We start from the raw sequence: 15,299 nt of genomic DNA, 5'->3' as shown, positions 1-15,299 counted from the left end.
CAAACTGGTGGTAAGATCAATAACGGACACAAGGGTGTCTTTATCGGCGCTATCGGGATCCACTATGCGAAATAGAGCACCACTGTTTAATGAGCGCATCTATGCGCCCTATAAAATCGCCGCGCTGGTCGAGGTTTTAAACGAACAAGGCATTACACCCGCCCAAAGCCTGAAGGACACCGGGGTCGATGAGCAGCGCATCTACGACGCTTCGGCACTCACGTCCGTTCGGCAATACGTGGCCGTGTGCGGCAATGCCATCGCGCTGTCCGCCAACGCTGAAACCCCCTTCAAGACAGGCTCCCGCCTGCACCTGTCGGCTTACGGGATGTATGGCTATGCGCTCATGTCCTGCCTGGAAATGCGGGATTACTTCCGCCTGGGGGTAAAGTATCATTCGCTGGCCACCCCCACCTTGGTCATTGAATGGTCGGAACGCGATGGCAAGGCAATCTGGACATTTCCCGACGCCCTGCTTTTTAACGAATCGCGGCAGATCAGGCAGTTCCTGATCGAACAGCAGTTCACCCAGCATGTGACGCAGCTTCAGGACGTGTTCGGCGGGCCATGCCCTCCGCTGAAAGCCTATTTTTCCTATTCCGCCCCCCCGCATGTCCATCTTTATTCCAAATACCTGGGCTGCCCCTGCGTCTTCGATCACGACCAGTGCGAGCTGCACTACGATAGCGCCATCCTGGACATCACCCCGCCGCTGGGCCACAAGCTCACCGCCACCGTGATGCAGCAGACATGCGAGCGGCTCATTGGCCAGGCCAAGGTCAGCTCCGGAATATCGGGCGAGGTGTACCAGCGATTATTAAGACGGCCCGGCGAGTTTCCCAGCATGCAGCTTATCGCCGAACAACTGGACATGACGCCCAGAAACCTCAGGCGGCTGCTTCAGGCGGAGAACACCTCGTTTACTGAAATTCTTGACGACGTGCGCTGCTCACTGGCGACCGAATACCTTAAAACGACCAAAATGAGCACGGATGACATCGCGCTTCTCTTAGGCTTTTCCGAGCCCACCAACTTCCGGCGTGCCTTCAAGCGATGGACAGGAAAGACCACCGGGGAATACCGCGGGGATTGACAAGGGCGCCGAATAAATATATCTTACGATCTATCTTTAGATAGGTTCTGCAGCCTATAAACGATATATTTCATTCACATGCCGAGGTCAATGGTGGACCATGATGAAAGAGATGCCGTGCGCCAGCGCGGCAGCCGCTTGACCAGAGGACGCAAGTTCAATGCCGAAGAGCTGCAGCTTATGCTGCTGTCATTCCTGAACACAGCGCCCGCTCACGGCTATGAGCTGATCAAGCGTTTCAACGATATATCGCATGGCTATTACAGCCCCAGTCCCGGCGTGCTGTACCCTGCGCTCGGCCAACTAGAGACCCTGGGCCTTGCACAGGTTGAACTCAGCGGGAAACGGAAAAACTACCAGATCACGCCCGTCGGGCGTGAGTATCTACAGAGGCATGCGGAACAAGCGCAGCCGCTATTTGCCATTCTGAAGCATGCGGCGAAGAAAATGCTGTGGATAAGCCAAGCCGGCGAAAGCGAGGCCGCCGCGGCGGATGCCACAGGCTGGCTGCCTGAATTCGTCCGGGCGCGCAAAGCATTCCAGGCCGCCTTGCTGGCGCAAAGCGAATCGGACCATGGCGCGCAACGCCGCATCATTGCGGTATTGCAGCGCGCCACCCAAGAGCTTCTGCGCCTGCAAAAAAAACAGTAACAGCGCTTCACCATTTTTTGAGAACAGCGATGACAACCGATTTGCTTACCGTACAGAAAGTGCAGCACCCCATCAAAACACGCATGCTGACCGTCAAGCGCGTGACCGAGCTTAGCCCGTCGATGCGGCGCATCACGTTGACGGGCGACGACTTGGCCGGGTTTATCTCGGCCTCGTTCGACGACCATGTCAAGTTGATGGTGCCCGAAGCCGTAGGCGGCAAGCCCAACGTGCCTGCGGTGGGGCCGAAAGGCCTGCTCTTCGACGAGGGCAGGCCCAGGCCTGCCATGCGCGATTACACTCCGCGCCGGTACGACCCGGCCGCCAACGAACTGGACATCGATTTCGTACTGCATCACGAAGGGCCGGCGACCGATTGGGCCAATCATGCCGAACCCGGGCATTTTGTGGGCATAGCCGGGCCGCGGGGCTCATTCGTCATCCCGACGGCTTTCGACTGGCACCTGTTGATCGGCGACGAGACCGCCATACCGGCCATTGGCCGCCGCCTGGAAGAACTGTCGGCCACCGCCAAAGCCATCGTCGTGATCAACATCACGGCGGATGACGCCAAAGTGGCATTGACCGGCCAATGCCCGCTTGATATCCATTGGGTCGGCGCCCCGGGAACCGCCTTCCCCGGCCTGGGCGCGCTTGAATTCGCCCTTCGCAGCATCACGCTGCCGGAAGGCGAGGGCTACGTCTGGGCGGCGGGTGAATACAGCGATATCAAAGCGGTGCGCCAGTACCTGGTGGATGAGCTGGGCATCGATAAAAGCCGTATCCGCGCCGCCAGCTACTGGCGCAAATCCGCGCCCGCCACGCACGAGCACTTCGACTAGCCCGCAGCAAGTTCCGCATCCTGCCGCCATGGACGCCCTGATCACCGCCGCTGCACGCGCGCTTGCCGTCGGCGACGCGCTGGGCGCGCTCAACCGGGTCGCCCTGCGCGACGATCCGCCCGCGCTGGCCTTGCGCGGCATCGCCCTGGCCCAATTGGGCGAGTACCCGCGCGCCCGTGAGTTGCTTGTACGCGCCGGCAAGGGCTTCGGCGCCCACGAGGCGCTGGCGCGTGCCCGCTGTGTCGTGGCCGAGGCCGAAGTCGCCCTGGCTGCACGCGACTTTCGCAGTTCGCCGCGTGCTTTGGCGGCGGCCTTGAAGACGCTTGAAGCGCATGCGGATCATGCCAACGCATTGCAGGCGCGGCTCACCGCCATGCGCAGGCTATTGCTGCTTGGCCGCATTGACGACGCCCAGGCAATGCAAATGCAGCTCGACACGCGCGGCATGCCCGCTACGCTGACGGCGGTGGCCGAGCTGACCATCGCTGAAGTGGCCCTGCGCTCGCTACGCGTTGAGCCGGCACGGGTGGCGCTCCTTCGCGCACATGAAGCGGCGCAGCGCGCACGCGTGCCCGCCCTGCTGGCCGAGGTGGCGCATGCACGCGCCGCGCTTGACCAGACCGCCGCAAGGCGCCTTTTCCCCGGTGGCGCCCAGGCCCTGCGCCTTGACGAAGTCGCCACGCTATTGGCTTCGGACGCGCTGGTGGTCGACGCCTGCCGCCACGTCCTGGGGGTCGGCCCCATGCGCCAGTCGCTGGCGCGCCGGCCGGTGCTGTTCGGGCTGGCCCGTCTCTTGGCCGAGGCGTGGCCAGGCGACATCGATCGGGAAACCTTAATCGCGTCCGTGTTCCGCACCCGCCATCCGAACGAGTCGCACAGGGCAAGACTCAGGGTCGAGATCAGCCGCCTGCGCGGGCTCGTCGGGGCGCTGGCGCACATTACCGCCACGGCGCAAGGCTTTGCCCTGAAGCCGCTCGGCGGCCGCCCTGTTGTGGTGCTGGCGCCGCCCGTTGATGATGTCGAGACATCGCTGACGGCGCTGCTTGCCGATGGCGCTGCGTGGTCGACCTCTGCCCTTGCGCTGGCCCTGGGCGCCAGTCAGCGCACCGTCCAGCGCGCGCTCGCCGAACTTGAGTCGGCCGGGCGCGTCCGTTCGATCGGGCACGCCCGGGCGCGCCGCTGGCTATCGCCGCCGCTGACGAATTTCACGACAATTTTGTTACTCCCTGCTGCGCCCCCCATGGAATAAAGTTGTCTTACGGCGCCTATCCAGGGCGCGTCACAAGGAGCCAGCGATGACACGGAAGACAAACCAAGACACCCCCCAGGCCATAAGGGGCACGGCGCAGATCGTCAGGGAATACGGCCCATTCCCTGATGCCGACTGCGTACATGGCGTGACCTGCGATGGCCGGCACGTATGGGCGGCCACGGGTGCGCGGCTGATCGCGTTCGAGCCCGAAAGCGGCGCGGTCACAGGCACGCTCGACCGGGCTTGCGATGCCGGGACCGCCTTCGACGGCACCTATCTATACCAGATCGCCGAAGAACGCATCGACAAGATCGATCCCGCCACCAACAAGGTGGTGGGATCGGTTCCCGCCCCCGGCCAGGGGTCCGATTCAGGGCTTGCGTGGGCCGAGGGAAGTTTGTGGGTGGGCCAGTACCGCAACCGGAAAATCCACCAGATCAATCCGGATACCGGCGCCATCCTGCGCAGCATCGAATCCAATCGCTTCGTCACCGGCGTGACGTGGGTCGACGGTGAACTATGGCACGGGACATGGGAAGGCGACGAGAGCGAACTTCGCCGAATCGATCCAGACACCGGCGCCCTGCTCGAACGACTGGACATGCCGGCCGGCATAGGCGTCAGCGGACTGGAGTCCGACGGGGCCGACCTCTTTTACTGCGGCGGTGGCGAAAGCGGAAAGGTCCGCGCCGTGCGGCGTCCCAAAACAGACACGCCGTGACCAGGCGCGCGGCCAAAGGACCCTGCACGCAATAACCGCACAGCGCCGGAGGACGGCGGGCTTACTTGCCGCGTGCCGTTTTCCTGCCCCGCCCTGCCTTGGGGGTCTCGGCCCCCCTGTTCGGGCTCAGGTCATGGGTGTCAATCTGTTCCATCCAGGACACCGCATCGACATACGACAGGAAGTGCTGCAGATAGCCGGGTGACACTTCACGCATCAAAGACAAGGAACGATGAACGAGACTGCTAGAGTTGATCGGACCCGCATTGTCAGGCACCTGCTCCTGCGACGCCCGCAATTGCCGTCTTGTACGCAGGCGCGCCCAGGTCCCTTGGAAATATTCGACCGCCGGCAGCTCTGGATAAGTGTCCGCCGGCAATACGGCGCCCTGCCGCAAAACATCTTGCTCGGCAGCGCGCTTCTGGCTAGTGATGTAGCGCGCCAATTCGGCAAGCGGGCCCGGGACGGATGGGCGCGCGCCATCCGCGACCGCGGCTTCCCGCGCCTGGCCGGCTGGCGCAGCCGTCTTGTCAATCTTCATGGCTGGCCTGCATGGAAGGCCTGGGCACGGGCGCGATCTCGACACGCCGGTTCCTGGCCCGTCCCGCCTCGTCCGCATTCGACGAGACCGGCTGCTCGGCGCCGAAGGCCGCCGCAAACACCCGGGAAGACGGCACGCCCTCGTCAATCAGCGCCCGCGTCACCGTCAACGCGCGCTGGGCCGAAAGCTCCCAGTTGTCGGCAAAACGAAGATTCCCCTCGTGCACCTGCTGATCGTCGGTAAAACCGCTGACCATCAGCGCCTGGTCCTGCGCCTGCAAATAGTCCTTGAGCGGGCCGACCAGGCTGTTCAGCACCTCGCGGCCCTCGGCCTGCAGTTCGGCCGAATTCAGGGCAAACAATACGCTGCCGCTGATCCCTATGCGTCCGTTGACCAGCGTTACGCTTCCTTCGGCCAGCGGCCGGGCCAGTGCCTCTTCCAGAGACTTGCGGCGCTGCGTTTCTTCCTGCCGATGCCGGATTTCGTCTTCGAGCCGGACCGAGAGCTCCAGCTGCACGCCGATCACGCCCACCAGCACCAGCACGAAAGCGCCCAGCAACACAGACATCAGGTCGCCAAAAACAGCCCAGACCGACCCGAAGGACTCTACGTCCGTACCCAGGTCCTCTTTCATGCGGCGTCGGCCCCGGTAGGCGCGCCCCGATCGGCCAGTTGCTGGAGTTCTTCGATGATCTGTTTTTGAGACAGTATGCTCAAGTCGACGACTTCCCTGGCCTGCGCGACGTAATAGGCCAGTTGCTCATCGCTGCGCGTCATGGATTTGTCGAAGGCGGCCTCGATGCGTTCCAGCCGCTCTTGCAAGGACACGCTCGATTGACTGAACTGCTGAACCGCCACGCCGAAGGCATCGCCCAGGCGCGCGACATCGGCGGCGCCGTTTGCAACCTGCGCGGCCACCTGAGTCAGCTTGCCGGTTTCGGCTTCGATGTGGCCGGTGAACTGCGTGCTGACCCGATTCAGCACATCGGCCGATGTGTTCACCAGCCCGTCGACGGCGGCACGCTGCTCGGACGAGGCGTGATTGATCGTGTCCAGCAGCGTGCCCACGGTTTCCAGCAGGCGGCTGCGTTCTTCCAGCATGCTGTTGTCGCGCGCCAGGCTGTCGGACAGTTTCTGGCGCAATTCGCCGATCACTTCGGCAGCCGCCTTGGGCGCCTCGGAAGCCGTCTGCAGCAACTTCGCGATCTCGGCGATCGTCGCCTTGGCATTGGCCTGGGTTTCAGATGAAATATCCCGCGCGGTCTGCGCCAGCGCGTCGCAGATCTCTTGCTGACGGCTTGCCGCATGGGCGCCGGCCTGCTCCCAGTCGCTGCGCTGGGCGGCCGCCATGCCGGACAACGTATCGGTCCAGGCGGCCAGCCGCTGCGCGTCCTGCGAGGCCAGCCGGGCCTGCAGGTCGTCCTGCGAGCGCCCCACGGCTTGCACGAGCGACACCGCATGCTGTTCCATGGCGGCCACGGCGGCCGTCAATGCCTGCTGGTTGTCATCGGCCAGTTTCTGGCTGCTGCGCTCATGCTGCGCCAGGCCTGCTTGCCACGCTTGCGCCAGGGCATCGGCCACCGCGGCCGCCGCGCTTTGGGCATGGCTGGACACCCCATCCAATTGCTGCTGCACGGCATCCCTGACCGTGTCATGCAGGGCCGCGCTCTCGCGGGCAAGACGGCTCATCGTCGCTTCAGCGACAGGTTGAATGGCCGTGCCGGCCGCGCGCGCGCCCTCGGCAATGCCTTCTTTCAACGACTGCTCCACCGACGCGGCCAAGCGCGTGTAGGCGGCTTCGGTCCTGGCCTGGAAGGACTCCTGGCCAGCCGCCAGCCGCTCATTCATGGCCTGGTGGTGCCGGTCCATGGCCGCCATGAGCGCTGCCAGCTTGTCAACCACGGCCGGCAGGACTTCCGTCTGGCGCTGCAATAGCCTAAGGCGCTCTTCACGCTGATGCGCCAGCGAATAAGACCGCAGCGTTGTCGCGATTTTTGTGTCTAGCCATTGGGCCGCCCCGATACGTTCACGGCGGCACAAGGCGGAAAGCAGCCCCAGCATCGCGGAAGTGGCCACACCGGCCACCGACGTGCCGAACGCAAACCCCAGGCCTTTGACCGGCTCGGCCATCGATGCGCGAATGGCATGCAGGTCGGTCGCGCTTTCCAGGGCAAGCCCGGTCCCGCGCAAGGTAGCCACCATGCCCAGGAAAGTGCCCAGCATCCCGAGCAGCACCAGCAACCCCACCAGATACGGCGTCAGCGCCGGCCCGGGCAGGCTTGCGCGCTCGCCCTCGATACGCAGGCGCACCGCATTGCGCAAACCGGGCGCAAGCCGCCGCAGCCATTCGTCCAGGTCGGACAGCGGTTCGGACAGGCCGTCCAGTGCTCGCGTCAAGGTGCTGGTTGCCTGCTGGTAACGGTAAAGCTCGAACGCGCCCACCAGATACACGGCGACAATCAGCACCGTCACCGCCAACGCCAGCGGATTCGTCGTGACATAGCGGGCGCCTATCCAGCACGCCACAGCCAGTCCCAGGATGAAAATAAAAAGATGAAGGAATCGGTTCATTATGTTCATGTGTTAACCGCCACGCAGGGCGGCCAGCAGCCCTTGCACCGGTTGTAAACGAAAATCCAGTTCGGCCAGCAATACGCGCTGCATGTCTTGGCGAAATACCGGCAGCCATGCAGCCGGCCCCTGCAGGGCGGCCGGCTCGTCGGCTTCCCCGGCTTTGCGCAGCCGCTCGAAATGCCCCTCAAGCAGGCCAGGCACACGCATGAGCAGGCTCAACTCTTGCTCGGCCAGTGCCTGCTCCATGGCGGCATCGACCGCCGCAAGGCGCGCGCCCTCCGGCGACCTGGAGACCAGCATGGCGCGCAAACCGCCGCGCAAAGCGCCAATGCTGCTTTCCATAGACTGCTGCAGCCCGACATAGCGCCGTCGATAGCTGTCGTACTCGACAAGCGGCGGCGGCGCGTTGGGCGCGCGCGGGGCTTTAGGCCGCATCCGGTTGCGCTGACGGGCAGCCGGCGCAAGGTCATCGCCCGCAATGGCGCTCTCGAGCGCGGCACGCACCCGGGCATATTCGCGCTCCCCCGCCTCGCCCGGCGCCGGCGCGCCCGCCGGTACCGATGGCGGGCTTCCTTTCAGGGCTGCGGACAAGGCAATGGCATCGGCCCACCCCAACCGCTGGCTGAGCCAAGCGGGAGCAGCCAGCAAAGGTTCCGAAAAACGGGCGTCTGTCAGGCGAGCAAGCAGGCGGACCAGCGTCGGGCCGCTGATCCCTGTGCGCCGTGGCGGATCTTGCACCATACCGTCAAGGTCAAAAACCTATGAGTTTACACGGCAGCCGCTTGTTACGGACGCCGGGACAGCCTAACGGCCCGGGAAGCGGCTCTCGAGCGCCCCCACTCTTTCATTATGCGACCAGGCTGCGGCGATGGCCCTTGGGTTGCGCCGCCGCAGCGACCTGTCCAGCCAGCGCAGCAAGCCCGTGATGCCGGCCAATATCCAGGCCAAGGGGACCAGCACCAGGCGCAACAGCAGCAAAAGGGGAAGCAGCACGAGCGTCCAGCCCACCACCTGCGTCAGACCGACCGGCAGGCCGAGTTTTTCCGCTACGGACCCGAGCATGGAGTTGATGACGCTGGGGTGCCGGATGGCGACATAGGCCAGCACCGCCGGCGCCCCGTACTTCACCAATCTGGCGCCGATCACGCTTGTGCGCCACAAACCGGACCCCAGTGCCGCCGAGCGTTCGGAAAACGTCAGGGAGCGGCCGCCCACGGCGCCCGCCCTGCCCATACGCAATAGCTTGAATGCGCTGACGCCGACGGCGACATCCACCGCCGCCCAGCCCACATCAGCCAGAGCGACCGCCTCGTCCCGGCGCAGTTTAGTTTCCAATCCCTTTATGCCGGCCGCAAAAAAGCTGTTGATACCCTCAAGCACGCGTTCGGTCTGGACCCAGCCTACTTGCCCGTCCGGGCTCAACACGAACTGCCCAAGGAAATCGTAGCCTTCCGCCTTGATGAACTGGATCGCATACCTGCCTCGTTCTTCTCCGGAGAGCGCGCCATGGGCGGCCTCGTGAACAGGTGCGCCCTCGTTCCACAGCTGCCGAATCGCGCTCAGCGCCGACCGGGCTGTTTCGCTTACGCCCCGCATGAATTCCAGGGTAAAGATTTCGTGCTTGATGAAATAATCGATAGGCAGGATGACATCTTCGCCGTAGCGGCGCAGCACATCCTGAAATTCCTGGCCTTCTCCGAACATCAGGAAGACGGGCCTTGCCATATCGGGATAGCGCAGCAGCGCCAGCCTTGCTTTGGCAAGCAGCACCGGATCGTCCGCATAGGCCAGAAAAAGCGCCTGAAGCTCGGCAGGCTCGGCCGCCAGCTCATCCGCCAGCGCCGGCATGGCCTGCTCGACCTGCAAATGCACCAACTGCGTCTCTAGCGGCACAGGCTCATACAGGCGGGCGATCAGCAGCGCGCTCAGGAAGGCAAGCAGGATGGCCGCAAACAGCGTTTTCATAAGCCATGCCCGATGGCCGGCGCGCGGAAACGTTCGCGGCGGCAGTTGAAACGGCCCGGCCCAGGCGCTCGCATCACGAGCCCGCCTGGCCGTGCCTGCGCCATTGGGCCAGCGGCTTCAGGACTTGGGGCTCCCTGGGGCGCTGCAACAAGGCTTCAAGCCGGGACTCGTAAGCGACCCGATAAGGCTTCATCTGATTCTTCAAGAAGGCCTCGACGCTGGGTTCGGCCCACCGCTCATAGAGCGTGAACAGGTGCGCGTCGTGGGCATCCTGGTGCAGGTCGCATGAAATGAAAGCGTCCTCTTTGGACATCGCTTCAATCACCGCATGCACGGCCTCCTTCCATTCGTCGACACGGTCGGGCCGAACGTAGAGCTTGACGTAGAAAACCAGATCCTCGTTTGGCATGGGGGCTTCTCCTTTCATGCGCTGGCGCCGTCGAAATGCTGAAGCTCCAGCGAATCCAGGTCTATCGAGGGGACACAGCGCAGATTGACCGCACAAACGGCTGAGCCATCCGGGTTCGCCCCCAGGGCAAAGGGTTCGGTGCCGCACTGCCGGCAAAAACGGTGGTCGATCTTGTGCGTGTTGAATTTATACGAGCCAAGCGCTTCCTGGCCCTGCTTCAAGGCGAACTGCCCTGCCGGAAAAAAGGACAGTAAAAAACCCTTGCTTCTGCAGTGCGAACAGTTACAGCTGATCGCCGCGGTGGGGGGTTGGGCATCGATCTCAAACTTGACGGTACCGCAGTGGCAGCTTCCTTCAAATGACATAGCAGCTCCTGATCCTGGCACGAAAACACCTTATAGAACGCGGCAACCCTTCTTTCGCGTTCCAAGGCAGGAATCAATTAGTTTACTGTCATTTCGGCGGTGTAACGGCCGTGGTCCTTAATCGGGACCGGATGCCGGACGCTTCCAGGTGAATTTCAGCTCCGTCGCCTTACCCGGCGTGATCGTCACGTCGCTTGACTGTGTTTCGCCCGCATACGTCACGGCAAGCTTATAGCTTCCCGGATCCGGATTCGCCAGAAAATAAGGACCTGTCGACGTTGCATCCAGAACGGTTTCTCCTTGTGCGCCGCGTAGCTGCACGTGTACGTTGCCGGCGTAGGGCGAGGAAGCGCTTCCCGGAGCAGAAACCGCAAATGTAAGCGCCAGTGCGTAGTGTGATCGTGCTTGCTTGAGCGCCGTGGATTCTTCCTGCCCGAAGCCGCCTGTTACATACGGGATGCCGTTGGCGGTCTGGGTTGGCGGAAGCTGCGCTTGCGCGGCACCCCCCAGGACGGCGCCACCCAGTATGAGTGGCGCCAAGGCTGGCGACAAGCGCCTGATCATCATATTGTGCTTAGCCACCATTGCGCTCCGGATCGGGGGGAGTATAGGCAAGCCCGGCTTCGCTTTCGGACACAACCCTGTCGGGCTCCACATCGTCCTCTAACGGTGCTTCGCCCGTATTTTCAACCTGCGGCCGCTCTCCGGTGTTATGCCGATCGCTGTCCGTGTCGGGCTGATTGGCCGGTAAATCGTTACCCGAATCGGACGAGTCGCTAGGGCCCAGCGCGGGCTCCGTCAGTCCGGTCTTCAACACATTGGCCTCTTCTTCATCCTTGTCTTGCCGTGCCAGTTCCAAATCTTTATCTGTCACCATGATGATCTCCGTTTATGGCGTATCCAGCCCCAGCCGCTCGTGCCACTGGGCAATGGACTCTTCCGGGTAAGCCTTGAACAATTTGTCTGCGGGATGCGCTTCGATCTCAGCCCATGATGCCTTGTCATCCAGAAACAGGTGGGTGTGTTCGGGCGGCACCGGCAGGGCGGTGTCTATGGCCGAGGCGAAGGGATGGATGAGGTCGGGCCATTCCGGACTGAACAGCCACAGCGCGCTGCCGCAGCGGCTGCAGAAGTGGCGCTCGGCGCTGCTTTCCTGCCGCTCGTCGCTGCCGGGCTGCGCAAGCAGCGCATGATAAACAGAAATGTGCTGGGCGCCGGTCAACTTCATCGTGCGCGCATCGGCGCTGAGATTGATGGCGTACCCGCCCCCGCCCTGCGTTTTGCGGCAAATGGAGCAATAGCAGCGCTGATAAGGATAGGGATTGATGCTTTGGACCGCGAACTTTACAGCGGCACAATGACATGATCCTTCCAATTGCATGATGTCCTCCTTCAAGCTGGTTCTTCCTGCCTGGAACGGCTTGCTTTTCAGGCCGCCGCCCTGACTTCCGGCAACAGTCCCGATTGGAGGCTTGCCAGCAAAAGCCGTACCCGCCTATCCGGCCGGCGCCCGGATCCCGACCTGCGCAGGCCGTATGCCGTAGCGGCGCCGGAAGGCGGTGGAGAAATTGGCCGGGTTGGAATAGCCTGCCAGCCAAGCGGCATACGCCACGCTGACGCCATCCCGTTCAAGCGCCTGGCGGGCGCGGGCCAGGCGCGATTCACGCAGATAAGCAACCACCGTCGTGCCCCACACTGCGCTGAAGTGGCGTTGCAGCGTATTGACGCTGACGCACACATGCCTGGCGATCTCCTCCAGGCTGAGCGCATCGGCCTGCCCGCTGTCCAGCAGATCGCGCAATTGTTCCATTCGCTCCCGGTCGCGCTTGCGCAAGCCCGGCGCGGCGGGCTCGGGTGCAGCGCCCGCCAGGTTGGCGAGGGCTTCAACCGCCAAACCGAGCGCGCGCGATTCCTGATACAAACGCCACAAGGACGGAGCCAAGACGGGCGGACGCAGCATTTCCTCGACGACAGCCACGGCATTCGCTGAGATATTCCATGGCCGCACCGACAAATGGCGCTGCGCGAACGCCATGCAGGCTGCCGATTCCGCGCCCAGGCGGGCCTGCAACCAGCCCGCGTCCATGGTCAGGCTGACGGTGCGCTCGACATCGCCGCGGCTTGAACGCCGCAAGAAGGTGGCGGGCTCGGTCACAGACATCAGGGCGCCGCGCAAACCGCCGGCGGCTTGCGGCCCCATCAGCAATCGGCGCCCTCCGATGACGACCTCGACCTTGCCGCCCACCACCAAGGCAATCCGCAGGCCCGGTTTCACAACACCCTGAATCACCGCCCCTTGCAGGTCTCGTGCATCGACACGATGCAGGATAAGGCCCTGGGCGAGCTCCACCGTCTCGACCATGCCATCGAACATGGCGCAACCTGCCGCCGGAGGCGGATAGTATTGGGGCGCGGCGGGGCGCGCCTGCCCGTGCGCCCCAAGGGGGGCGTCAGCATTCTGGCGGAAAGTCGAAGCGAACGTCGGCACGGCGGGCGTCAAGAGAGAAATGGGGATTTAGCAAAGGTTTTCGATGATGTGGCAATACATGCGCCTAGAAGGACCTGAGATAATTCCGTGGCTTTAATGCTATTAGAAATCATTCTCAATAAACTGGCAAATACGCTCCGGAAGTCATCCTATGTCCCACACTCCTTTTTTCCCCTTGCAGTACGCCGCCGTCGCGGTCGCCTTGGCCCTGTCCGGCACCGCCCTGGCCCAAACCGGCACACAAGCGCAAAACGCGTCCCAGGTTCAGGAAATGGAAGCGGTTCAAGTGCTTGGCACGGCAGAACAGGAAATCAAGGAATCGCTGGGGGTCTCGGTCATTACCGCCGAAGAAATCATGCGCCGCCCGGCCACCAATGATCTTGCAGACATCATTCGCCGCGAGCCGGGTGTGAACCTGACCGGCAACAGCGCCAGCGGCGCGCGCGGCAACAGCCGCCAGATCGACATACGCGGCATGGGGCCGGAAAACACCTTGATCCTTATCGACGGCAAGCCCACGACATCGCGCAATGCGGTGCGCTATGGATGGAACGGCGACCGCGATACCCGCGGCGACTCCAACTGGGTGCCGGCCGAAGAAGTCGAACGCATTGAAGTCATACGAGGCCCCGCGGCCGCCCGCTATGGGTCGGGCGCAATGGGCGGCGTGGTCAATATCATTACCAAGCGCCCTGGCGACAAGGCAAGCGGGTCCGTGACCTACTATCACAATCAGCCGGAAGACAGCAAAGAAGGCCATACCAACCGCGTCAACTTCCATGTGTCCAGTCCCATTACGGATACCCTCAGCATGCGGGTATACGGCAACTACAACAAGACACAACCCGACGCGCGCGATATCAACGCCGGCCGGGCGACCACCGACGACACGGGCATTCCCGACACGGCAGGCCGCGAGGGCGTCGTCAACAAGGATATGAACGCGCTCTTTTCGTGGCGGCCCGACCGCAGCAATACCGTGGACCTGGATCTCGGTTTCAGCCGCCAGGGCAATCTGTTTGCAGGCGACACGATGAACAATGTCAATAGCGAGTTCTCCGACAGCCTGTACGGAAGCGAAACCAATGCCATGTACCGCGAGAATTACGCGCTGACGCACCGGGGCGACTATGATTGGGGCACATCGCGCGCATCGATCGGCTACGACTACACGCGCAATGCACGGCAGGCGGAAGGCCTGGCGGGCGGTCCCGAAGGCGCGCCGGTCGACCAGGGATGGAGCACAGCCAGGCTAAGAAACCTGCGTGCGAGCGGGGAAGTCAACGTCCCCTTCAATCTGGGCTTCGAACAGGTCGCCACCGTGGGGGTGGAATGGCTGCGCGAATCCCTGGACGACCCTTCGGGCACGCGGCAAACCTATTCCAGCGGCAGCATCGGCAACATAGGCTACGAAAACCGCGACTCTAAAAGCAAACAGAGCAGCTATGCGATCTTCCTGGAAGACAATATCGAAGTCAATGACCGCACAATTTTGACGCCCGGCGTGCGGATGGACCACAGCAACGAATTCGGCAGCAACTGGAGCCCCAGCCTGAACGCCTCGTACGACGTCACGGACGCCCTGCGGCTCAAGGGCGGCATTGCGCGCGCCTACAAAGCACCCAATCTGTATCAGTCCAACCCCAACTACCTGCTCTACAGCAGGGGCAATGGCTGCCTGGCTTCCGAGACCAACTCCGGGGGCTGCTATCTGGTCGGCAACGAAAACCTGTCGCCCGAGACCAGCGTCAACAAGGAAATCGGGTTTGAGTACGACCCCGGAACCTGGCGCGTCAGCGCGGCCTATTTCCGCAATGACTACAAGAACAAGATCGTGGCCGACACCACCATGCTGTACCGCCTGCCCAATGGCGCGCGCGTGCTGCAATGGAGCAACAGCGGCAAAGCCGTGGTCGAAGGCCTGGAAGGCAATCTGTTCGTTCCGCTGACGCCCGACCTGGACTGGAATACCAATTTCACCTACATGATCCAATCCAAGAACAAGACCACGGGCGAGCCGCTCAGCATCATCCCTGAATACACGATCAACAGCACGCTGGACTGGTTCTATAACGAGCAACTGTCATTCCAGGCCAATGTCACGTACTACGGCAAGCAGACGGGCCCGTCATTCAATGCCCGGACAGGCGAAGCATTGAGCGGCGACGGCCTGAACACCGTCAGCCCCTATGCGCTTGTCGGCCTGAGCGCAGGCTATGAAGTCAGCAAGAACCTGCGCTTCCGCATCGGCGTGGCCAACCTGTTCGACAAGAGACTGTACCGGGAAGGCAACGCCACCTCGGCAGGGGCGTACACCTATAACGAACCCGGACGCGCCTACTACGCCACCATGACGGCTTCGTTCTAGCTGGATAAAAAGCAAGCTGGTAAAGTGCTG

General features: G+C 62.8%; 17 protein-coding genes. 6 read left to right on the top strand and 11 right to left on the bottom strand.

The genetic code is table 11. The annotated features are described in order from the left end of the window. Nucleotides 1-64: 64 nt before the first annotated feature. The 5 genes from RE432_RS08515 to RE432_RS08495 all read left to right on the top strand — a co-directional run bounded on the left by RE432_RS08515 (nucleotide 65) and on the right by RE432_RS08495 (nucleotide 4,559). Nucleotides 65-1,093 carry an AraC family transcriptional regulator gene (locus RE432_RS08515; RefSeq protein WP_310932891.1) on the top strand — a complete coding sequence of 343 codons (1,029 nt, stop codon included), beginning with the start codon at nucleotides 65-67 and terminating at the stop codon, nucleotides 1,091-1,093. 90 nt (nucleotides 1,094-1,183) lie between these two features. Then, entirely contained in the window at nucleotides 1,184-1,744 is a 561-nt protein-coding gene (locus RE432_RS08510) for a PadR family transcriptional regulator (RefSeq protein ID WP_310932890.1), read from the top strand. A gap of 29 nt (nucleotides 1,745-1,773) precedes the next feature. Continuing rightward, entirely contained in the window at nucleotides 1,774-2,586 is an 813-nt protein-coding gene (locus RE432_RS08505; RefSeq protein ID WP_310932889.1) for a siderophore-interacting protein, read from the top strand. A 28-nt stretch (nucleotides 2,587-2,614) separates the two neighbouring features. Further along, nucleotides 2,615-3,835: a helix-turn-helix domain-containing protein gene (locus RE432_RS08500; protein ID WP_310932888.1), complete on the top strand. Its 1,221-nt coding sequence runs from the start codon at nucleotides 2,615-2,617 to the stop codon at nucleotides 3,833-3,835. A 46-nt stretch (nucleotides 3,836-3,881) separates the two neighbouring features. Further along, nucleotides 3,882-4,559: a hypothetical protein gene (locus RE432_RS08495; RefSeq protein ID WP_310932887.1), complete on the top strand. Its 678-nt coding sequence runs from the start codon at nucleotides 3,882-3,884 to the stop codon at nucleotides 4,557-4,559. A gap of 61 nt (nucleotides 4,560-4,620) precedes the next feature. Here RE432_RS08495 and RE432_RS08490 read toward each other — a convergent pair whose 3' ends face one another. The 11 genes from RE432_RS08490 to RE432_RS08440 all read right to left on the bottom strand — a co-directional run bounded on the left by RE432_RS08490 (nucleotide 4,621) and on the right by RE432_RS08440 (nucleotide 12,901). Continuing rightward, nucleotides 4,621-5,100 carry a DUF2894 domain-containing protein gene (locus tag RE432_RS08490; RefSeq protein ID WP_310932886.1) on the bottom strand — a complete coding sequence of 160 codons (480 nt, stop codon included), beginning with the start codon at nucleotides 5,098-5,100 and terminating at the stop codon, nucleotides 4,621-4,623. Continuing rightward, nucleotides 5,090-5,734 (bottom strand): OmpA family protein, encoded by a 645-nt coding sequence (locus RE432_RS08485; protein ID WP_310932885.1) that lies wholly within the window; start codon nucleotides 5,732-5,734, stop codon nucleotides 5,090-5,092. The genes RE432_RS08490 and RE432_RS08485 overlap by 11 nt, the downstream gene beginning before the upstream one ends. Then, complete coding sequence (locus RE432_RS08480; RefSeq protein WP_310932883.1) at nucleotides 5,731-7,671, bottom strand: DUF802 domain-containing protein; 1,941 nt, start codon at nucleotides 7,669-7,671, stop codon at nucleotides 5,731-5,733. Before RE432_RS08480 ends, RE432_RS08485 begins: the two co-directional genes overlap by 4 nt. Before the next feature lie 12 nt (nucleotides 7,672-7,683). Continuing rightward, on the bottom strand, nucleotides 7,684-8,415 hold the full coding sequence (locus RE432_RS08475) for a DUF3348 domain-containing protein (RefSeq protein ID WP_310932882.1): 732 nt from the start codon (nucleotides 8,413-8,415) through the stop codon (nucleotides 7,684-7,686). Between the two features lie 63 nt (nucleotides 8,416-8,478). Further along, on the bottom strand, nucleotides 8,479-9,639 hold the full coding sequence (locus RE432_RS08470; RefSeq protein WP_310932881.1) for a hypothetical protein: 1,161 nt from the start codon (nucleotides 9,637-9,639) through the stop codon (nucleotides 8,479-8,481). A 73-nt stretch (nucleotides 9,640-9,712) separates the two neighbouring features. Next, nucleotides 9,713-10,048: an antibiotic biosynthesis monooxygenase gene (locus tag RE432_RS08465; RefSeq protein WP_310932880.1), complete on the bottom strand. Its 336-nt coding sequence runs from the start codon at nucleotides 10,046-10,048 to the stop codon at nucleotides 9,713-9,715. Between the two features lie 14 nt (nucleotides 10,049-10,062). After that, on the bottom strand, nucleotides 10,063-10,413 hold the full coding sequence (locus tag RE432_RS08460) for a GFA family protein (RefSeq protein WP_310932878.1): 351 nt from the start codon (nucleotides 10,411-10,413) through the stop codon (nucleotides 10,063-10,065). 117 nt (nucleotides 10,414-10,530) lie between these two features. Next, entirely contained in the window at nucleotides 10,531-10,998 is a 468-nt protein-coding gene (locus RE432_RS08455) for a carboxypeptidase-like regulatory domain-containing protein (RefSeq protein ID WP_310932877.1), read from the bottom strand. Continuing rightward, nucleotides 10,988-11,290, bottom strand: coding sequence for a MatE family transporter (locus RE432_RS08450; RefSeq protein ID WP_310932876.1), 303 nt, complete (start codon nucleotides 11,288-11,290; stop codon nucleotides 10,988-10,990). The genes RE432_RS08455 and RE432_RS08450 overlap by 11 nt, the downstream gene beginning before the upstream one ends. Before the next feature lie 12 nt (nucleotides 11,291-11,302). Then, entirely contained in the window at nucleotides 11,303-11,794 is a 492-nt protein-coding gene (locus RE432_RS08445; protein WP_310932875.1) for a GFA family protein, read from the bottom strand. 114 nt (nucleotides 11,795-11,908) lie between these two features. Continuing rightward, nucleotides 11,909-12,901 (bottom strand): AraC family transcriptional regulator, encoded by a 993-nt coding sequence (locus tag RE432_RS08440; RefSeq protein WP_310932874.1) that lies wholly within the window; start codon nucleotides 12,899-12,901, stop codon nucleotides 11,909-11,911. A 151-nt stretch (nucleotides 12,902-13,052) separates the two neighbouring features. Here RE432_RS08440 and RE432_RS08435 point away from each other — a divergent pair, with 151 nt between their 5' ends. Further along, a complete protein-coding gene (locus RE432_RS08435) occupies nucleotides 13,053-15,269 on the top strand; it encodes a TonB-dependent siderophore receptor (protein ID WP_310932873.1) in 2,217 nt (738 codons plus the stop codon). Nucleotides 15,270-15,299: the final 30 nt, after the last annotated feature.

It is taken from the genome of Pusillimonas sp. SM2304 (assembly GCF_031628915.1).
Lineage (GTDB): Bacteria > Pseudomonadota > Gammaproteobacteria > Burkholderiales > Burkholderiaceae_B > Pusillimonas_C.
The sequence above is the reverse complement of the archived record's forward strand: the minus strand, read 5'-3'. Positions and strand labels throughout refer to the sequence as shown.